Here is a 20,423-nt window from a genome sequence, read left to right on the forward strand (position 1 = left end):
ATCGAGAATTTTCCCATCCGGATCATTGGCTTACAAAATCGCTTGTGAGCGCGCGCGCTCACAGTTCCGTGCGCGTGTAAGCAGGGCAAATTCCGCGCCCATGGGCGAATTGCCGCATCGCACAATTTGTGGTTTAGTCGAAACACGCTCGGTTTTGAGACTGCCGGTGCGGGACGAGTCCCGCGCCAGTGGCGGATGCGCCCTGCGCGCAACACAACCGAACCTCGCAACAGAACCTCCAGCAACACCGCCAAGCCACCAATCGATATCGCGAACGTCGCTTCGCGTTGGGGAACCGCCTCCGGGGACCAGTTTTAGTACATCGATGCAAGGACCCGGTCAGACCACAACGTAAAGCGATAGCGAGCTAGCGATCCACGGAACACCCCACCGGTCCGGAGATGCGATGCAAGCCAGGCAACAAAGTCTGTACGACCCCCGCGACGAGCGGGACAGCTGCGGTTTCGGACTGATCGCGCAACTCGACGATCGCCCTAGCCGCGCCCTGGTCGACCGCGCCCTCGAGGCGCTCTCGCGCATGACCCACCGCGGCGGCGTCGCCGCCGACGGGCTCAGCGGCGACGGTTGCGGCTTGCTGATCCGCCATCCCGACGCCTTCCTGCGCCTGATCGCCCGCGAGGCCAACATCCGCCCGGGCCCGCATTTCGCTTCCGGCCTGGTGTTCCTGCCGCGCGACACCGCGCTGGCCGCCCAGGCCCGCGACGTACTCAACGAAACCCTGCGCAGCGAAGGCATGCGCGTGACCGGCTGGCGCGTGGTGCCGGTCGATTTGACGGCCTGCGGCGAACTCGCCCGCCAGACCATGCCGCGCATCGAGCAGATCTTCGTCGACGCCGCCGCGCCGTTCGACCCGGCCGGTTTCCAGCGTTCGTTGTTCCTGGCGCGCCGCCGCGCCGAACAACGCCTGCGCCAGACCGACGCCGAAGCCTTCCAGGACTTCTACGTGGTCAGCCTGTCCTCGGCCAGCATCGGCTACAAGGGCATGGTGCTGCCGGACCGGCTGATGCAGTTGTATCCGGACCTGCAGCGCCCCGAACTGGCCGCGAGCGCGGTCGTGTTCCACCAGCGCTTCTCCACCAATACCACGCCGCGCTGGCCGCTGGCGCAGCCGTTCCGCCTGCTCGCCCACAACGGCGAGATCAACACCATCGCCGGCAACCGCGCCTGGGCGCAGGCGCGCGCGCATGCCTGGCGCACGCCGGTGCTGGACCTGCGCGAGTTCGACCAAGTCGTCGGCACCGACGGCTCCGACTCGCAGAGCCTCGACAACATGCTCGAAGTGCTGCAAGCCGGCGGCATGGACCTGCTCAAGGCGATGCGCATCCTGATCCCACCGGCCACCCAGTCGCTGGAATACAAGGACGCCGACCTCGCCGCGTTCTACGAGTACTACGCGCTCAACACCGAGCCGTGGGACGGCCCGGCCGGCATCGTCACCTGCGATGGCCGTTACGCCGCCTGCACCCTCGACCGCAACGGCCTGCGCCCGGCGCGCTGGCTGCGTTCGCGCGACCGCCATTTCCTGATCGCCTCCGAAGCCGGCGTGTGGGAACTGCCGGTCGAGGAAATCGAGGCCAAGGGCAAGCTCGGCCCGGGCGAGATGATCGCCGCCGACCTTTACCAGGGCGAGTTGCTCGACTCCGAGGCCATCGATCGCATCAACCGCGCGCGTGCGCCGTACAAGCGCTGGCTCAAGCAGGGCATGACCTACCTGCACAGCGAGTTGATCGACCCCAATCTGACCGCCGAACCCTTCGATCACGACACCCTGGCCGGCTTCCAGAAGCTGTTCCAGCTGACCCGCGAAGAACGCGAGCAGGTGCTGCGCCCGCTCGCCGAGATCGAGCAGGAAGCGACCGGCTCGATGGGCGACGACGTGCCGATGGCGGTGCTGTCGCAACAAGTGCGCTCGCTCTACGACCACTTCCGCCAGGCTTTCGCCCAGGTCACCAACCCGCCGATGGACCCGTTGCGCGAGGACTGCGTGATGTCGCTGGCGACCCAGATCGGGCGCGAGGGCAACGTCTTCGTCGACGGCCCCGGCAATGTCGGCCACATCCACCTGAACTCGCCGGTGCTCGCGCAACGCAAGCTGCGCCAGCTGCTGTCGATGGCGCCGTACGATCAGTCGCACCGCTACATCGATTTGAACTACAGCGCCGAGGAAGGCCTGAAGGCGGCGATCCAGCGCCTGTGCCTGGAAGCCGAGGAGGCCACCCGCGACGGCATCGTGCTGCTGATCATCAGCGACCGCCGCCCGCGCCGCGAGTGCCTGATGATGCATGCGCTGCTGGCGACCGGCGCGATCCACCAGCACCTGGTGCGCGTCGGCCTGCGTTGCGAAGCCAACCTGATCATCGAGACCGGCACCGCGCGCGACCCGCACCATTTCGCCTGCCTGATCGGTTTCGGCGCGACCGCGGTGTATCCCTACCTGGCCTACCAGACCCTGCACGACCTGGGCGCGCGCGGCATCCTGCGCACCAAGCACGGCGAGGTCGCGCAGATCGGCCGCAGCTACCGCCGCGCGATCAAGAAGGGCCTGCTCAAGATCATCTCGAAGATGGGCATCGCGACCATCGGCAGCTACCGCGGCGCGCAGCTGTTCGAGATCATCGGCCTGGACCGCGAGGTGGTCGAGCTGTGTTTCGCCGGCACGCCCTCGCGCATCAGCGGCGCCGGCTTCGACTTGCTACAGGAAGACAACCAGACCCTGGCCGATCTCGGCTGGGACGCCAACCGCCTGCCCGAGATCGGCGGCCTGCTGAAGTACACCCCGGGCGGCGAATACCATCTGTTCAACCCCGACGTGGTCACCCGTCTGCAGCGCGCGGTCGGCAGCGGCGACTGGGCCGATTGGCAGCACTACGCCGAAGCAGTCAACGAACGCCCGACCGCGGCCCTGCGCGATCTGCTCGAACTCGCCAGCGACACCGCCACCGCGATCCCGCTCGACCAGGTCGAACCGGTCGAAGCCATCGTGCGCCGTTTCGATTCGGCGGCGATGAGCCTGGGCGCGTTGTCGCCGGAAGCGCACGAAGCCTTGGCGATCGCGATGAACCGGCTCGGCGGGCGCTCCAATTCCGGCGAAGGCGGCGAAGACCCGGCGCGCTACGGCACCGACAAGGTCTCCAAGATCAAGCAGATCGCCTCGGGCCGGTTCGGCGTGACCCCGGAGTACCTGGTCAACGCCGAAGTGCTGCAGATCAAGGTCGCGCAGGGCGCCAAGCCCGGCGAAGGCGGCCAGCTGCCGGGCCACAAGGTCAACGAGCTGATCGCGCGCTTGCGCTATGCGATGCCCGGCATCGGCCTGATCTCGCCGCCGCCGCATCACGACATCTATTCGATCGAAGACCTGGCGCAGCTGATTCACGATTTGCGCCAGGTCAATCCGCAAGCGCTGATCTCGGTCAAGCTGGTCTCGCATGCCGGCGTCGGCACCATCGCCACCGGCGTGGTCAAGGCCGGCGCCGACCTGGTCACCGTGTCGGGCCACGACGGCGGCACCGGCGCCAGCCCGCTGTCGTCGATCCGCTACGCCGGCACGCCGTGGGAGCTGGGTCTGGCCGAAGCGCGCCAGGCCCTGGTCGCCAACGACCTGCGCGACCGGGTGATCCTGCAGACCGACGGCGGCCTCAAGAGCGGTCTCGACGTGGTCAAGGCCGCCTTGCTCGGCGCCGAGAGCTTCGGCTTCGGTACCGCGCCGATGATCGCCCTGGGCTGCAAGTACCTGCGCATCTGCCACCTCAACAACTGCGCGACCGGCGTAGCGACCCAGGACGCCGGTCTGCGCCGCGACCACTTCACCGGCCTGCCCGAACGCGTGGAGAACTTCTTCCGCCTGCTCGCCGAAGAAGTGCGGCATTGGCTGGCCTCGCTCGGCGTGCGCACGCTCGGCGAAATCGTCGGCCGCACCGATCTGCTGCGGCAGAGCCAGGGCGACAGCGCGCGCCAGCAGCGTCTCGACCTGGCGCCCTTGCTCGCCGGCTCCGGCCTCGCCCACGGCGGCCATTGCGGCGTGCCGGCGCCGCCGGACGCGCCCGACGGCCTGTCGGCCCAACTCGAAAGCGACCTGGCCGGCGCCATCGCCGACAAGTCCGGCGGCGAGTACAGCTACAAGATCCGCAACACCGACCGCAGCATCGGCGCGCGCCTGTCCGGACGCATCGCCCGCCTGCACGGCGACCGCGGCATGAGCGACGCGCCGCTGACCCTGCGTTTCAGCGGCACCGCCGGGCAGAGCTTCGGCGCCTTCCAGGCCGGGGGCCTGCAGTTCGAGTTGTCGGGCGAAGCCAACGACTACGTCGGCAAGGGCATGGCCGGCGGCCGCATCGTCCTGCGCCCGCCGAGCGGCGCGCGCTACGTCGCCCACGAGACGCCGATCCTTGGCAACACCTGTCTGTACGGCGCCACCGGCGGCGAGCTGTATGCCGCAGGCCGCGCCGGCGAACGCTTCGGCGTGCGCAACTCCGGCGCGACCGCGGTGGTCGAAGGCGCCGGCGATCACTGCTGCGAGTACATGACCGGCGGCGTGGTCGCGGTGCTCGGCCGCACCGGCCTGAACTTCGGCGCCGGCTTCACCGGCGGCATGGCCTACGTGCTCGACACCGAACGCGACTTCGTCGACCGCTACAACCACGAGCTGATCGACATCCTGCGCATTTCCGCCGACGGCTTCGAGCATCACCGCTCGCACCTGCACGACCTGCTCGAAACCCATGTCGCCCTGACCGGCAGCGCCTGGGCGCGCCGCATCCTCGACGAGATGCGCGACTACATGGGCAAGTTCTGGCTGGTCAAGCCGAAGGCCGCGAGCCTTGAGTCGCTGGCCGAGACCTTGAGGAGTGCGGCGTGATGACGATGACGCACCCGGCAACGGCAACGGCAAATCCCCCCTGCCCCGCTTTTGCAAAGGGGGGAACGGCGGTGGAGCACCGGTTCCTGCGGCACGAATCGCGCGAACGCCCCGCGTCTGCGCACGATCGCCATGACAAACGGGTACTCCTCCCCCCTTCGAAAAAGGGGGCCGGGGGGATTTGCTTCTGATCTTTCTTTTGCAGCCCCAGCCACGACGCCACGACAACGCAGCCAACGGGGCCGCCACTCATGAGCAAGAAGTCCGTCTTCCAATTCCGTGATGCCTCGCGCGAGATGCCCACGCGCATCCCCCTGCAACTGCGCCTGGACGGCGACTGGGGCGAGCTGTACGGCCGCTTCGCCGAAGCCGAAGCCAAGAAGCAGGCCGGCCGCTGCCTCGACTGCGGTAATCCGTATTGCGGTTGGGCCTGCCCGCTGCACAACTACATTCCGAACTGGCTCGAACTCGCGCGCGAGGGCCGTGTCCACGAAGCCGCGGCGCTGTGTCACGAGACCAACCCGCTGCCGGAGATCTGCGGCCGCGTCTGCCCGCAGGACCGTCTGTGCGAAGGCAGTTGCACCCTCAACGACGGTTTCGGCGCGGTCACCATCGGCGCGGTCGAGAAGTACATCGTCGACAGCGCCTTCGCCAGCGGTTGGCGCCCGGACTTGTCGGCGGTGAAGCCCAACGGCCGGCGCGTCGCCATCGTCGGCGCCGGCCCGGCCGGGCTGTCCTGCGCCGACCGCCTGGCCCGCGCCGGCATCCAGGCGGTGGTGTTCGACCGCTACGAAGACATCGGCGGGTTGCTGCACTTCGGCATCCCGAGTTTCAAGCTCGAAAAGTCGGTCATGCGCCAGCGCCGCGAGGTGCTCGAAGGCATGGGCGTGCAGTTCAAGCTCGGCGTCGAGATCGGCCGCGACCTGAGTCTGGACGAACTGATCGCGCAGTTCGACGCGGTGTTCCTGGGCCTGGGCTCGTACCGCTACACCGACGGCGGCCTGCCCGGCCAGGACCTGCGCAACGTCCTGCCGGCGCTGCCGTTCCTGGTCCAGAACGGCCGCGTCGTGCACAGCGAAGGCGACACCGTGCGTTCGCAGCCGATCGCCGGCTGGGAAGACCAACTCGAATTGCCCGACCTGCGCGGCAAGCGCGTGGTCGTGCTCGGCGGCGGCGACACCGGCATGGACTGTGTGCGCAGCGCGGTGCGCATGGGCGCGGCGCAGGTGCGCTGCGTGTACCGGCGCGACGAAGCCAACATGCCCGGCTCCGCGCGCGAGGTCGGCAACGCCCGCGAGGAAGGCGTCGAGTTCCTGTTCAACCGCCAGCCGCTGGAACTGCTCGGCGACGGCACCGCGGTCAATGCGGTGCGCGTGGCCGAAACGCGCCTGGGCGCGCCGGACGCGCGCGGCCGTCAACGCGCCGAAGTGGTCGAAGGCAGCGAATCGGTGCTCGAGGCCGACGTGGTCATCATCGCCTTCGGCTTCCAGCCCGATCCGCCGGCGTGGCTGGCGCAGCAGGGCATCGAGTTGACCGACAACGGCCGGATCAAGGTGCTGGCGACCAGCGAAAGCTGCGCGACGCGGCGCAAGACCGCGGCCGGGCTGCCGTATCAGACGACCCATCCGAAGGTATTCGCCGGCGGCGACGCGGTGCGCGGCGCCGACCTGGTGGTGACCGCGGCTTTCGAAGGCCGCGAGGCGGCGGCGGGCATCGTGTCGCTGTTGAGCGCGCAGGCGCCGGTGGCGGCGCGGGACGATGCGAAGCTGGCGAAGACGGGCTGACGCTTTTTCACGCCTGCAGACAGGGATGCACGGGCTCCGCACCCCGCGAGAGCTCCAGACCATCATCCCCGCGAAGGCGGGGGTGAATGGATGCGGCTTGCGAGCCACTGGCTCGCGCATCCATGAACGCCTGGGCGCTGTGCGCCCTGGCCGGGCCGCAGAGACCTCAAGCGTTCTCGCCCGGAGCCCTGGATCCCCGCCTTCGCGGGGATAACGGCCTGGGAGAAGCGCTGCGGAGCCTGATTGCCGCGAAGGCAAGTTCGCCATTGCATCGTCGGTACCGGCGATGCAGGCCGGTCCATGGGAACCGACCCACCGCTGCTCACGGCGCCGTCAGCGGCCCGGGCCGACGTCGATGAAGCGCAGGAACTCGGCGCGGGTGCGGGCGTCGTCGCGGAACATGCCGAGCATCTTCGAGGTGATCATGCTGACGCCGCGCTTGTGCACGCCGCGGGTGGTCATGCATTCGTGGGCGCCTTCGATGACCACGCCGACGCCGAGCGGTTGCAGCACGTCCTGGATCGACTGGGCGATCTGTGCGGTCATCTTTTCCTGGACCTGGAAACGGCGCGCGTAGGTCTCGACCACGCGGGCCAGCTTGCTGATGCCGACGACCTTGCCGCTCGGCAGATAGCCGACATGGGCCTTGCCGATGATCGGCGCCATGTGGTGCTCGCAATGGCTCTCGAACTCGATGTCGCGCAGCACGATCATTTCGTCGTAACCGGCCACTTCCTCGAAGGTGCGCGCCAGGTATTCGCGCGGATCGTCGCCGTAGCCGCTGAACCAGTCGCCGTAGGCTTCGACCACGCGCTTGGGCGTGTCGAGCAGGCCTTCGCGGGCGGGGTCTTCGCCGGCCCAGCTCAGCAGGGTGCGGACGGCGGCCTCGGCCTGTTCGCGGGACGGCTTGCTGTCGTTGTCGGCCATGGTCCGGCCTCTTGCATGTGGGAGGGGCATCCTACTCCACCGCGCCGCGCACGCCGAGTGCGCGGGCGGAACGCCGGGTTGCCGTGGCTGCGACGGCCGCCGCCAACCGCCACGGCCGGCAAAAAAAAGGCCGCCCGGAGGGGCGACCAGTAGACTCCCCGGGGGAGAGCGCCTAGGGAGCGGTGGTCATCGCGCGAGCCGTCAGCGCAGCGACCGGTCGAGTGCGTGAGGCAGGCTGCGCTCGATGTGATGCCATCCGTCGCGCACCGCCTCGCGCGCTTCGATCCAATGCAGGCGCGAGCTGGCGCGGTGCCGGTGCCATTCGCGTCCCAGTTCGGCCTCGACCTCTTCGAAGCGGTGCCCGCCGCAGTCCAGATAGCTGTCGTAGCCGTAACGGTAGGCGGGTTCGTAGTCGGGCCATTCGCGTCCGGCGCTGTAGTACGCGGCGAAACGGTATTCGCGATGGAAGTGCTCGCGGTATTCGCCAAGGTCGATCGCCTCGGCCACCGCCGAACCGACCTCCTTTGCGTCGAGATGTTTCATGGCCGGCGTCGGATTCCAGGGACGCCACGTGCGTCCTTGGCCACCACGCTAGGCCTTGATCCATGCAATGCAGGTGAAGATCGGATGCAACCGCGCCGATGTTCAGCAAACGGTGGCGCGCGGCTCAGCGGCGTCAGGGCCGCGTGAGGGCGGAATCACTCCGCCGGCACAGCCGTCGCGACGTCGCGGGCCTGGGCGACGCTGACCGCGTTGCGGCCGGCCACGGTGGCGCTGCGCAAAGCCTGTCGCACGCGCTCGAACAGCTCGGCGACTTGCTCGCCCCGCTGCGAGATGGCCAGGCCGATGCTCACGCTCATGGTGATCTCGTGGCCGTCGATGCGGAACGGACGCTCGGCGAAGGTGTCGGCCAGGCGACGCGCCAGCAGCTCGCATTCGACCCGTTCGCATTCGCTGACGATGCCGAAGCAATCGCCGGCCATGCGGGCGATGGTGTCGTCGGGCCGCAACACCCCGCGCATGCGCGCCAGGGCCTGCTGCAGCAGGGCGTCGCCGACCGCGCGGCCGTAGCGCGCGTTGACCTCGCCGAAGCCGTCCAGGTCGACCAGCAACAGGCCGTAAGTATTGACGTTCAGGCTGCCCGGCGAAGACCAGGCTTCGAGCATCTGTTCCAGGACCTGGGCGTTGAGCGCGCCGGTCAGCGGGTCGCGTTCGACCGACTGCCGCGCCAGCAACAGGATGCGATGGCGGTTGGCGGCATGCTGACTCAGGGCCAGGGCGAGCACGGCCGATTCCAGCACCGCGGTCAGGGCCAGGCCGCGTTCGGCCCATTCGGCGTCGCGCAAGCCGAGCGCATTGGCGGCCAGCGCGGCGGCGAACACCAGCATCGGGGTCCAACCGAGCAGGTAGTAACCGGCGTAGGGCGCGCCTTTGCGCCAGGCCGCGACCGCGATCACCAGCATCAGCGGCACGCCGAGCAGCAGCAACAGGTTGCCGCCGATGTACCACCAGCCGTAGGAGTGCTCGCGCATGATCACCAGCACCAGCAGCCAGAACATGTTGGCCCACTGGATCGCGCGCAGCACCCAGGCGGTGCGCGGCATGAGCCGCGGCAGGTCGAGGAAGCGCAGGCTGAAACCGAGTTGGAAGATCGTCGCCAGAGTCGCCAGCGCCCAGCCGATCGCCGGTTCGCTGGCCAGCCCGGCCAGCCCCCACATCTCCGAAGCGTCGCCGGACAGCAACAACAGATAGGTCGCGATGCAGGCCAGATAGGCGCCGTAACCGAGATAGACGAAGTCGCGGAACGCGACCCACACGCCGACCATCGCCACCGCCATCAGCATCATCGCGGTAAAGGCCGCGGCCATGAAGCGGGCGTCGCCGCGCTCCTGCCGCGCCAGGTCGGGAATGCTGGCGAACGACAGGCGGATCTCGCTCATCGCCGCGCGGCCCTTGATGCGCAGATAGGCCACCGAGGACGGCGGCCAGCCGTTCGGCAGGGCCAGCACCCAGCCGCGCCGCATCAGCGGCACGCCGCCGTGTTCGGCGTCCTCGACTTCGCGCGGACCGGCGCCGGGCGGGTAATACAGCAGGGGACCCATCGCGCGCGGACCGCGCAGGACCAGCAACTGGCCTTCGTATTTGCCGATCGCGCGCTGGCTGGTCAGGCGCAGCCAGTAGCCCTCGTTGCGGCGCGGCAGGCTGAAACGGATCGATTCTTCGGGCCGTTCGGCGACCAACTGGCGGATCACCGGGGCGCCGACCGGCGGCGCCTGCAGGTCGGTATCGGTCAGCAGGACCTCGACCTTCAACGATTGCGCGGCGGCCGGCAGACAGGCGCAGGCCAACGCGATCAGCAGCGCCCACAGGCCTATGCGCATACCCGGATCCGCTCCCGAACCATGAAGCTGCGCAGTCTAGCCCGAGTCGGCGCGGGTCGGCATATGGGCCGGGGAGGGGCGGCCGCCTGGGAGCTCGGCGAGGGCGGATATCGCGAGATGACGCTGAAGTCTCTGCGACCCGGCCAGGGCGCATGACGCCCTGGCGTTCATGGATGCGCGAGCCAGTGGCTCGCAAGCCGCATCCATTCACCCCCGCGAAGGCGGGGATCCACCGGACTTTCGTGCGGGAACGCTTGAAGTCTCTGCGGCCCGGCCAGGGCGCACAGCGCCCTGGCGTTCACGGATGCGCGAGCCAGTGGCTCGCAAACGCATCCGTTCACCCCGCCTGCGCGGGGATGACGAGTTGGGGAGTCCGCTCGGGTCTCCGACAGAACGCTACACCACGCTAGAGAGTCGGCGGCCGATACGAAAACTCCAGCCGGTCGCACGACCGGCTGGAGCGAATCAAAAAGACCGACGACGGGTCACGGCGAATGAGAGGGGAAGGGAGCCCCGCCGCGCCCGTTTTATCGTCGGTCAAGGGGAACCATCAACGCTGGGCGACGCCCTCGCGCACCGGCTCGCGGCCGGGCCAACCGCCCGCCATCGCCTTGTACAGGGCGATCGCGCCGGTGACGCTGCGGGTGCGGCCGTCGGCGAACGCATCCTGGGCCTGCAACTGGGTGCGTTCGGCGTCGAGCACTTCGAACAGGTCGGCGGCGCCGGCCTCGTAGCGCACGCGCGCGAGCTGGGCGGCCTTGGCGCTGTCGAGCGCGGCGCGTTCCAGGTGCTGGTCCTCGACCCGCGCCCGTGCATAGCGCACGAGGGCGTTCTCGGTGTCTTCCAGCGCCAGCAACACGCTCTGCTGATAGCGGGCGAGCTCGCCCTCGGCGGTGGCATCGGCGGCCTTGATGCGTGCACGCACGCGGCCGATGTCGAGGAACGACCAGTCGATGCCGAGCGCGACCAGGCGGGTTTCGCTGGCGCGTTCGAACAGGGCGCTGGTGTCGATCGCCTGCGAACCGATCAGGCCGCTGAGGGTGAAGCGCGGGAACAGGTCGGCGGTGGCCACGCCGATGCGCGCGGTGGCCGCGTGCAGGCGGTGCTCGGCCGCGGCGACGTCGGGACGACGGCGCAGCAGCTCGCCCGGGGTGCCGGCATCCAACCGCGCCGGCAACGCCGGCAAGGCCGAGGCCTCGTCGAGCGTGGCGATCAACGCGTCCGGCGTCTGCCCGGTCAGCACCGCGAGGCGGTGCTGGGTGACCGCGACCTGCGCTTCCAGGTTGGGCACCCGGGCCAGGGTCGCCTCGAGCTGGGCACGGGCACGCGAGGTATCGAACTCGGTGCCGCGTCCGGCGTCGAAACGCGCCTGCACCAGGCGCAGGGTTTCCTTCTGGTTGTCGGCGTTGACGCGGGCGACGCGCAGGCGTTCCTGCAGGCCGCGCAGCTCGACATAGCTGCGCGCCACTTCGCCTACGATCGACACCTGCATCGCCTGCAGATCGGCCGCGCCGGCCCAGGCTTCGGCGCGCTCGGACTCGATGTTGCGGCGCACGCGGCCGAACAGGTCGAGTTCCCAGCTCGCATTGGCCTGGACGCTGTAGCTCTCGTTGTCGCGCGCCGAGTTCGACGCGCCCGGCATCTGGTCGGAGCTCGAACGCGATTCGCTGCCGTTGGCGCTGCCGGTGATGGTCGGGAAACGGTCGAACTTGGCGCCGCGCAACAAGGCGTTGGCGCGGTCGTAGTTGGCCAGGGCGATGCGCAGGTCGTGGTTGGCCGACAGCGACTCCTCGACCAGCCGCGTCAGCAGCGGGTCGTTGAAGCTCTGCCAGAACTCGGCGTTGGCGTCGGCCACGGCGCTGCCGTCGGTGGCGGCGGCCGCGTCGGTGCGGGCGAACGCGTCCGGCGTGGCCAGGGTCGGCCGGACATAGTCCGGACCGACGGCGCAGGCGGCCAAGGCGAGCGTCAGCACGGCCACGGCGGGAAAGGTCAACTTACGCATGGATCTTCTCCAGAGGAGTGTGTTCGCCGTGCGAGACCAGCTTCTGGCCGACCAGCTTGCGCAGGGCGACGTAGAACACCGGGGTCAGGAACAGGCCGAACAGGGTCACGCCCAACATGCCGGCGAACACGGTGATGCCGGTGACCGAGCGGATTTCCGCGCCGGCGCCGTGCGACAGCACCAACGGCACGGTGCCGGCGATGAAGGCGATCGAGGTCATGACGATCGGACGCAGACGCAGGCGGCAGGCTTCCAGAGCGGCTTCGACGATGCCCTTGCCCTGCAGTTCGAGTTCGCGGGCGAATTCGACGATCAGGATCGCGTTCTTGCACGCCAGGCCCATCAGCACGACCAGGCCGACCTGCACGAACACGTTGTTGTCGCCGCCGGTGAGCCACACGCCGGCCAAGGCCGACAGCATGCACATCGGCACGATCAGGATCACCGCCAGCGGCAGGGTCCAGCTTTCGTACAGCGCCGCCAGCACCAGGAAGGCGAGCAGGATGGCGAGCGGGAACACGATCAACGCGGCATTGCCCTGGCTGGCCTGCTGGTAGCTCAGGTCGGTCCATTCGATTTCCATGCCGTGCGGCAACACCTTCGCCGCCACGTCCTTGACCACGTCCATGGCCTGGGCCGAGGACATCACGCGCGGATCGACGTCGCCGGCGATGTCGGCGGCCGGGTGGCCGTTGTAGCGCAGCACCGGGTCGGGACCGAAGGTCTGCTTGACCGTCACCATCGAGCCGATCGGCACCATCTCGCCGCGATCGTTGCGGGTACGCAGGTTGGCGATGTCCTCGACGCTGTCGCGGAACGAGCCGTCGGCCTGGGCGATGACCTGCCAGGTGCGGCCGAACTGGTTGAAGTCGTTGACGTAGGCCGAACCCAGGTAGGTCTGCAGGGTGTCGAACAGATCGGTCAGCGGCACGCCCTGGGCCTTGGCCTTGACGCGGTCGACTTCGGCGTCGAGCTGCGGCACGTTGGCCTGGTAGGTCGTGTTCGCATAACCCATGCCCGGGGTCTGCATGATCGTGCCCTGGAACGCGCTGACCGCATTCTGCAAGGCGCCGTAACCCAGGTTGCTGCGGTCTTCGATGAACAACTGATAGCCCGCGCCGTTGCCGAGGCCGAGGATCGGCGGCGGCATCAGGGCGAAGGTGAAGCCTTCCTGGAAGCCGCCGATCTTCTGGTTGAGCTCGGCGGTGATTTCCACCGCGGTACGGCTGCGCTCGCTGAACGGCTTGAGCGGCAGGAACGCCACGCCGGTGTTGGGCGTGTTGGTGAACTGCACCGCGTTCAAGCCCGGGAAGGCCATGGTGTTCTGCACGCCGTCGACCTTGGCCGCGACGTCGGTGACCTTCTTGAGCAGAGCATCGGTGCGCGCGATCGACGAGCCTTCAGGCAACTTCACCGCGGCGATCAGGTACAGCTTGTCCTGCAGCGGGATGAAGCCGGCCGGCACCACCTTGAACATCAGGCCGGTCGCGACCAACAGCACCGCATACACCACGAACACCGCGCCGCGCTTGCCCAGCGTGCGCGAGACCGCGCCCTGGTACTTCTGCGAGCTCGACGCGAAGAAGCGGTTGAACGGACGGAACAGCCAGCCGAACAGACGGTCGATCAGGCGCGACGGCGCGTCCTTCGGTGCGCTGTGCGGCTTGAGCAGGCGCGCGGCCAGGGCCGGCGACAGGGTCAACGAGTTGATCGCCGAGATCACCGTCGAGATGGCGATGGTCACCGCGAACTGCTTGTAGAACTGACCGGTCACGCCCGACAGGAACGCCATCGGCACGAACACCGCACACAACACCAGCGCGATCGCGACGATCGGGCCGGACACTTCCTTCATCGCCTGGTGCGCCGCGGCGAGCGGGGTCAGGCCTTCCTCGATGTTGCGTTCGACGTTTTCCACCACCACGATCGCGTCGTCGACGACGATGCCGATCGCCAGCACCAAGCCGAACAAACTCAAAGTGTTGATCGAGAAGCCGAGCAGGTACAGCGCGGCGAAGGTGCCGACCACCGACACCGGCACGGCCAGCAGCGGGATGATCGAAGCGCGCCAGGTCTGCAGGAACAGGATCACCACCAGCACCACCAGCGCGATCGCTTCCAGCAGGGTCGTGACCACCGCCTTGATCGAATCGCGCACGAAGATGGTGGTGTCGTACACGGCCTCGTACTTGATGCCGTCCGGGAAGCTCTCGGACAGGCGATCCATGTTGGCGATCACCTGCTCCTGGATCTGCAGCGCGTTGGCGCCCGGCGACTGGAAGATACCGATGCCGACCGCGTTCTTGCCGTCGAGCTGCGCGCGCAGGCTGTAGTCGCCGGCGCCCAGTTCCAGGCGGGCGACATCGGACAGGCGCACGATTTCGCCGTCGCTGCCGCTCTTGACCACGATGTTGCCGAACTCTTCCTTGCTTTGCAGGCGGCCCTTGGCGTTGATCAGGGTGAGGAAGTCGCTGTTGGGCATGGGGTCGGCGCCGAGCTGGCCGGCCGAGACCTGCACGTTCTGCTCGCGCATCGCGCGCAGCACGTCGCCGGCGGTCAGGCCGCGCGAGGCGATCTTGTCCGGGTCCAGCCACACGCGCATGGCGTAGTCGCCGCCGCCGAAGATCTGCGCGTCGCCGACGCCGGACAGGCGGGCGAGCTGATCCTTGACGTGCAGGCGCGCGTAATTACGCAGGTACAGGGTGTCGTACTTGCCGTTCGGCGAGGTCAGGTGCACCACCATCAGGAACACCGGCGCCTGCTTCTGGGTCGTCACGCCTTGCCGGCGCACGTCCTCGGGCAATCGCGCCAGCGCCTGGCTGACCCGGTTCTGCACGCGCACCGCCGCGTCGTCCGGGTCGGTGCCCGGCTTGAAGGTGACGGTGATCGCCAGCACGCCGTCGGAACCGGCGACCGACTTGATGTACATCATGTCTTCGACGCCGTTGATCGCTTCTTCGAGCGGCGTGGCGACGGTTTCGGCGATGACCTTCGGGTTGGCGCCCGGATACACCGTGCGCACCATTACCGAGGGCGGGATGACTTCGGGATATTCGCTGATCGGCAGGATCGGTATCGCGATCAGGCCGGCGGCGAAGATCACGATCGACAGCACCGCGGCGAAGATCGGCCGATCGATGAAAAATTTGGAAAAGTCCATGACGGATTCCTTGGTGCGGCCTTGAGCCGCATGATTCCCGGGCCCACGCCGTGGGGACGTGGACCTTGATTGCGATAACCCGTAGGCGCGTCGGCTTGGGCCGGTCATCCCCGCTGAAGCGGAGATTCGCGGACTTCAAACGTTGTCGCCCGGAGCCCTGGATCCCCGCCTGCGCGGGGATGACGAACCAAGGCTTTCCGAAGGTTTTTGGTCAGTACGCCGCCGCGCTTATTTCGCCCCGGCCGTGCTCGCGACCTGCGGACCCGGTGCCGGGGCGCCCATCGCGATGGTCTTCGGCGCCACCGGCATGCCCGGGAAGAACACCTTCTGCACGCCGTGGACGATGACCTTGTCGGTCGGCGCCAGGCCCGATTCGACCACGCGCAGCCCGTCGATCATGCGGCCGAGCACGATGTCCTTGCGCAGAGCCTCGTTCTTCGGGCCGAGCACGTAGACGTACTTGCGGTCCTGGTCGGTGAGCACGGCCTTGTCGTCGACCAACATGGCCTTGAAATCGCCGGTGCCTTCGAGCTGGACGCGCGCGAACAAGCCCTGGGTGAAGATGCGGTCGGTGTTGTCGACCACCGCGCGGGCGCGGATGGTGCCGGTGCGCGGGTCGACCTGGTTGTCGGTGAAGTCGACCGTGCCCTGGTGCGGATAACCGGTTTCGCTGGCCAGACCGATACGGACCGGGTTCTTGTTGTCCTTGCGCTCGCCCTTACGCGCCAGCTCGTTGTAGCGCAGGTAGGTCTGCTCGTCGCTTTCGAAGTAGACGTACATGGGGTTTTGCGAAACCAGCGTGGTCAGCTGGGTCTGGTCGGCCTGGGCCAGATTGCCGACGGTGACCAGGGCGCGACCGGCGCGGCCGCTGATCGGCGCGCGCACTTCGGTGAAGGTCAGGTCGAGCTGGGCCGAGGCCACCGCGGCTTCGGCCGCGCGGACCGAGGCGTTGCCCTGGGTGGTGGCGGCGCGGCGGGTCTCGAACTCTTCGCGCGAGATCGCCTTGGCCTCGACCAGGGTCTGGGCGCGCTTGTCCTGGGTCTGGGCCAGGCGCGCTTCGGCGCGTGCGCGTTCCAGTTCGGCCTGGGCGCGGTTGAGTTCGGCGCGGTAACGGCGCTGGTCGATCACGAACAGCAGATCGCCCTTCTTGACCTCCTGGCCTTCCTGGTAGGCCACGCGCTCGACGTAGCCGCTGACGCGGGCGCGCAGTTCGACCGATTCCACCGCGGTGACGCGGCCGGTGAACTCGTCCCACTGCCGGACCTGCTTGCTCAGGACCTGGGCGACGCTGACTTCCGGCGGCGGCGGCGCGCCTTCGGGGGTGGCGGCCTGGCTGCCGCAACCGACCGCGGCGAGGGCAATGACGACGCTCGCGGCCAGCGCGAGCACGGAGAGCCCGACGCCGGCGCGGCCGGAACGGGCGAAGTAGTTGCTGGTGCTCATCGGGGGGTGGGTTCCTGTTTGGGATTCTTGGAGGTCAACGACTTCAACAATGCGCGCGCGTCCTGCAGGCAGCGTTGCGCGGTTTCGTCGGCGGTGCTGTCCGGATCTTGCGAACACGCATCGGTTGAAGCCGATTTAGGGGTGGGACGGGCGGTGGTGGGATAGGCGGGGGCACCGGCTGGCAGGCGGCTGGCGGGCGCTGAGGGGACGCGCGCGGCGCGCGGCGGCAACTGCGGCGGCGGGGCGACGCGCGAGGCATACGGCACCACCGCATGCGGCGGCTCGCTGTCGGCGTCGTGGTCGATCAGGGCCAACGCGCGCTGGCCGACCGACAGGGCGCTCGGCCATTCCGGGCAGGCGTTGCGTTGGTTGAACTCGGTGCACACCGGCGTATCGACCGCGAGCAGTTGCACGCGGACCGCCAACTGGCGCGCTTCGTCGTGCAGCACGCGCGCGAGCATGCGCAGGGCCGCGGCACCGATCGAACGGTGACCGTAACCGGCCCAGGGGTGCTCGCTGCCGGGACCGCCGATCAGCACGTAGGTGCCGCCGCGATCGTGTTCGGCCAGCAAGGGCAGCAGGTGGCGCGCTGCGGCGAGGTGGGGGAGGAGATCCTCGTCGAGCTTGCGGCGCAGGAACTCGGCCGGGTTGTCGAGCAGGCGGCCGCGTTCGGCGCTGCCGCACACCGCCGCGACCACTCCGGCCAGGGGACGGCCGAGTTTGCGCAGGGCGCGGGCGAGTTTGGCGCCGGCAGGGTCGTTGCTCACCGAGCCGGCGATCGTGGTCAGGTCGGCGTGGGGGAAGCTGGCCTTGAGCACTTTCAGTTCGCTGGCCTGGCGGGCGACCGCGATGACCGGCCGGCCGCCGTCGAGGGCGGCCTGGACGACGCCGCGACCGACACCGCCGGTGGCACCGAGTACAACCAAAGGGGCTTTCATTGTCCCGCTCCCGGGACTTTCTCTCCCGTCATCGGGATGATCCCATGACGAGTGTCATTCCCGGAATGACCCCGGGTGTAATGTGCCAGCACGGCACTGACGGCCGGCAGCAGCAGCATCGCCGAGGGCAGCGCGATGATGAAGGCCAGCACCCAGGCCAGCATCCAGGCCTCTTCGGCGCCTTGCGCCAGGCCTTGGCGGAACACGACCACGGCCAGCCCGATCAGGGCCGACATGGCCACCAGCATGAGTGGGAGAAACGCGAATCGGGCTTGTCGGGGGCTCAACATGGCGGGGGCCTTGGTGTCGATCTGCGGCACAGAGTAGAGAGACGGACGGCACTTGATTAGCCACTGATTCAGGGAATAATTGTCCCGACATCGGGCCAATGCCCCCATTGCCTCCTTGAATGCCTCCCGGCCGGCCCCAGACATGACGGCAGGGACGTGGGAGACACGGGGATCGAGCTTGCTCGCAGCCCGCGACGATGCCGTTACTGTCGCCGCCGCCGCCCCGCCCGGGCAGTGGAGGGGGTCAGCAAGGCGCCATGACAGCCGTCACCCGCTACCGCAGCTGCTACACACATCGAGTTTTTGAACTGACGAGAACCCCCGCGGCGCCGGTGCAAGGCGCGGCCTGCGGCAGGCTCCCGTTCGATCCACACCGCTACGGAGGCCATAGCCCATGGCTCACGATCTCAACGACACCCTGATCTTCGTCAAGGTGGTCGAGAGCGGCAGCTTCATCGCCGCCGCCCGCGTCCTGCGCCTGCCCAAGACCACGGTCAGCCGCAAGGTCCAGGAACTCGAAACCCGGCTCGGCGCGCAGCTGCTGCACCGTACGACCCGCAAGCTCGGCCTGACCGAGGCCGGCAATCTGTACTTCGAGCACTGCCAGCGCATCGCCCGCGAACTGGCCGAAGCCGAAAGCGCGGTCGGCCAGCTGCAGGGCGGCCCGCGCGGCTGGTTGCGCATCACCGCGCCGTATTCGGTCGGCATCACCTGGATCGCGCCCTTGCTCGGCGAGTTCCATGCGCGCCATCCGGAAGTGCGGGTGGAGATGAACCTCAGCAACGACACCGTCGACCTGATCGACAAGGGCATCGACGTGGCGCTGCGAGTCGGCGACCTGCCCGACTCCAACCTGATCAAGCGCCGCCTGGCGATCTTCCGCACCCAGATCTACGCCAGCCCGAACTACCTGGCCCGCCACGGCGAACCGCTGCACCCCGACGACCTGCGCCATCACCGCACCCTGGCGATGCCGAAGTCGCGGCGTAACAACGAGTACGTGTGGACGCTCAACGACGGCGAACGCAACGTCGATTACGTGATCGACCCGGTCATGGTCGCCAACGACCCGGGCCCGTTGCGCGGCGCGCTGCTGTGCGGCGAAGCGCTGATGCTGGCCGCCGACGTCACCGTCAAGGCCTTCGCCGAACAGGGTTACGTGCAGCGCGTGCTGGCCGGCTGGACCGGCCCGGAGTACGAGTTCAACGCGGTGTTCCCGCGCGGGCAGGTGCAGTCCCCCAAGGTACGGGCCTTCGTCGATTTCCTGGTCGAGCGCCTGAACTTCGACGCCGACTACATGCAGGTGCTGTGCCCGGACGCCAAGCGCTTCCGCAAGGCCTCCGAAGAAGCCGAAGCCGCGCTCGCCCACGGCCTGGCCAAGGAAGCCAACGACCAGCGCACCATCGCGGTACCCGTGGTCGAAGCGATCGAGGCGATCGCCGAAGCGGTCGACCTGCGCGGCAAGCCGCCGGCGCGCGCCGGCAAGGCGGCCGAGGAGCCCGCGCGCAAGGACGACACCCCGAGCGACGAGGACGCGGCGCTGGTGTGAGTGCCGAGGACGCGGCGCTGGTGTCAGCGCCGCGCCTGGGCACCAGGGCGCGTCGCGGTTGCGGTTGCCATAAGTGGCCCGGCCGGCGCCGGAAGCTTCGCACCTGCTTGAACAAAGACACCGCGAGTCCTTCCCCTGTAGGAGCGACCTCCTACTGGATTTCCTTCGGTCATAAGTCGCGGCCAAGGGATGCGCGGAGATGACAACGCCACCTCGGCTTATCGGAGCGGCGCACTTTCGCGGGGTAGGAGCGGCGTCCTACTGGATTTCCTTTGGTCACAAGCCGCGACCGCGTTACGACGGTCTTGCGGCGCATCGCTCAAGCAAGATCAGGATCAGGATCAGGATCAGGATCAGGATCAGGATCAGGATCAGGATCAGGATCAGGATCAGGATCAGGATCAGGATCAGGATCAGGATCAAACGCTAAAAGCTTCCGCCACTAAAGCGGCGGGTTACTTTCTTTTGTCTAAAGCAACAAAAGAAAGGTAACCAAAGAAAAATGCTTTGTTTTGAATCAAGGGCCCGCACGAGCGGTGCATACGCAGGGCTTTTTCATACGGGACATCCTTGTCCCGATGAAAAACAGCGCGCATCCCTGCGCGCCGCCCTCCGGGTCTTCGATTGCCTTCGCGAGTGCGGAACGGCGCACAGCAACCACAACGCTGCTTCGGGGTAGGAGCGGCGCAAGCCGCGACCGCGATCCGCGGCTGTCGGCGCGAGTGATCGTGGATGCTTGGTCGCGGCTCACGCCGCTCCTCCAGTGGTAGATCAACGTTGCCGTTGCCGTTGCCGTTGCCGTTGCCGTTGCCGTTGCCGTTGCCGTTGCCGAGATTTTGATCTGCTTTGCCGCCTTACCGGTCAAGTGGAGACCCGGAGGGCGCCGCACAGGACGTGCGGCGTTTTCCGATAAGACAGGGACGTCTTATCGGAAAATCCCGGCGCGAGCTGCGTGCTCGCAGGGGAGCTTCGTCAAGGAGAGCCCTTTTCTTTGGTTACCTTTCTTTTGGGCTTAGCAAAAGAAAGTAACCCGGCCGCGTCAGCGGACGGAAGCCGTAGATGTTGCTTCATCG

Annotated in this window: 12 protein-coding genes; 3 read left to right on the forward strand and 9 right to left on the reverse strand. The window is 68.0% G+C overall.

Annotated features, from left to right (window positions below; translation table 11 throughout):
- Positions 1-406: 406 nt before the first annotated feature.
- A complete protein-coding gene (gene gltB / locus GLA29479_RS05625; protein ID WP_057971035.1) occupies positions 407-4,876 on the forward strand; it encodes a glutamate synthase large subunit in 4,470 nt (1,489 codons plus the stop codon).
- A 251-nt stretch (positions 4,877-5,127) separates the two neighbouring features.
- The gene (locus GLA29479_RS05630; protein ID WP_057971036.1) at positions 5,128-6,660 is read left to right on the forward strand and encodes an FAD-dependent oxidoreductase; all 1,533 of its coding nucleotides are present in this window, start codon (positions 5,128-5,130) and stop codon (positions 6,658-6,660) included.
- A gap of 333 nt (positions 6,661-6,993) precedes the next feature.
- Here GLA29479_RS05630 and folE read toward each other — a convergent pair whose 3' ends face one another.
- The 8 genes from folE to GLA29479_RS26050 all read right to left on the reverse strand — a co-directional run bounded on the left by folE (position 6,994) and on the right by GLA29479_RS26050 (position 17,945).
- Positions 6,994-7,587, reverse strand: coding sequence for a GTP cyclohydrolase I FolE (gene folE / locus GLA29479_RS05635; protein ID WP_031371805.1), 594 nt, complete (start codon positions 7,585-7,587; stop codon positions 6,994-6,996).
- A gap of 201 nt (positions 7,588-7,788) precedes the next feature.
- Complete coding sequence (locus tag GLA29479_RS05640) at positions 7,789-8,130, reverse strand: hypothetical protein (RefSeq protein WP_057971037.1); 342 nt, start codon at positions 8,128-8,130, stop codon at positions 7,789-7,791.
- 155 nt (positions 8,131-8,285) lie between these two features.
- Positions 8,286-9,968 carry a GGDEF domain-containing protein gene (locus tag GLA29479_RS05645; RefSeq protein ID WP_057916102.1) on the reverse strand — a complete coding sequence of 561 codons (1,683 nt, stop codon included), beginning with the start codon at positions 9,966-9,968 and terminating at the stop codon, positions 8,286-8,288.
- Between the two features lie 550 nt (positions 9,969-10,518).
- Positions 10,519-11,970, reverse strand: a complete 1,452-nt coding sequence (locus tag GLA29479_RS05650; RefSeq protein ID WP_057971038.1) for an efflux transporter outer membrane subunit — start codon at positions 11,968-11,970, stop codon at positions 10,519-10,521.
- On the reverse strand, positions 11,963-15,130 hold the full coding sequence (locus GLA29479_RS05655; protein WP_057916100.1) for an efflux RND transporter permease subunit: 3,168 nt from the start codon (positions 15,128-15,130) through the stop codon (positions 11,963-11,965). Before GLA29479_RS05655 ends, GLA29479_RS05650 begins: the two co-directional genes overlap by 8 nt.
- A 228-nt stretch (positions 15,131-15,358) precedes the next feature.
- Positions 15,359-16,573 (reverse strand): efflux RND transporter periplasmic adaptor subunit, encoded by a 1,215-nt coding sequence (locus tag GLA29479_RS05660; RefSeq protein ID WP_082638309.1) that lies wholly within the window; start codon positions 16,571-16,573, stop codon positions 15,359-15,361.
- Positions 16,570-17,511: an SDR family NAD(P)-dependent oxidoreductase gene (locus GLA29479_RS05665; RefSeq protein ID WP_051884856.1), complete on the reverse strand. Its 942-nt coding sequence runs from the start codon at positions 17,509-17,511 to the stop codon at positions 16,570-16,572. Before GLA29479_RS05665 ends, GLA29479_RS05660 begins: the two co-directional genes overlap by 4 nt.
- Positions 17,508-17,945 carry a DUF2798 domain-containing protein gene (locus GLA29479_RS26050; RefSeq protein ID WP_057971039.1) on the reverse strand — a complete coding sequence of 146 codons (438 nt, stop codon included), beginning with the start codon at positions 17,943-17,945 and terminating at the stop codon, positions 17,508-17,510. The genes GLA29479_RS05665 and GLA29479_RS26050 overlap by 4 nt, the downstream gene beginning before the upstream one ends.
- A 250-nt stretch (positions 17,946-18,195) precedes the next feature.
- On the opposite strand from GLA29479_RS26050, the gene GLA29479_RS05675 reads away from it, so the two are divergent.
- Positions 18,196-19,350: a LysR family transcriptional regulator gene (locus GLA29479_RS05675; protein WP_082638313.1), complete on the forward strand. Its 1,155-nt coding sequence runs from the start codon at positions 18,196-18,198 to the stop codon at positions 19,348-19,350.
- Between the two features lie 294 nt (positions 19,351-19,644).
- Here GLA29479_RS05675 and GLA29479_RS25930 read toward each other — a convergent pair whose 3' ends face one another.
- On the reverse strand, positions 19,645-19,773 hold the full coding sequence (locus tag GLA29479_RS25930; RefSeq protein WP_282955877.1) for a hypothetical protein: 129 nt from the start codon (positions 19,771-19,773) through the stop codon (positions 19,645-19,647).
- Between the last annotated feature and the right edge of the window lie 650 nt (positions 19,774-20,423).

Origin of the sequence: Lysobacter antibioticus (assembly GCF_001442535.1) — a bacterium.
GTDB lineage: Bacteria > Pseudomonadota > Gammaproteobacteria > Xanthomonadales > Xanthomonadaceae > Lysobacter > Lysobacter antibioticus.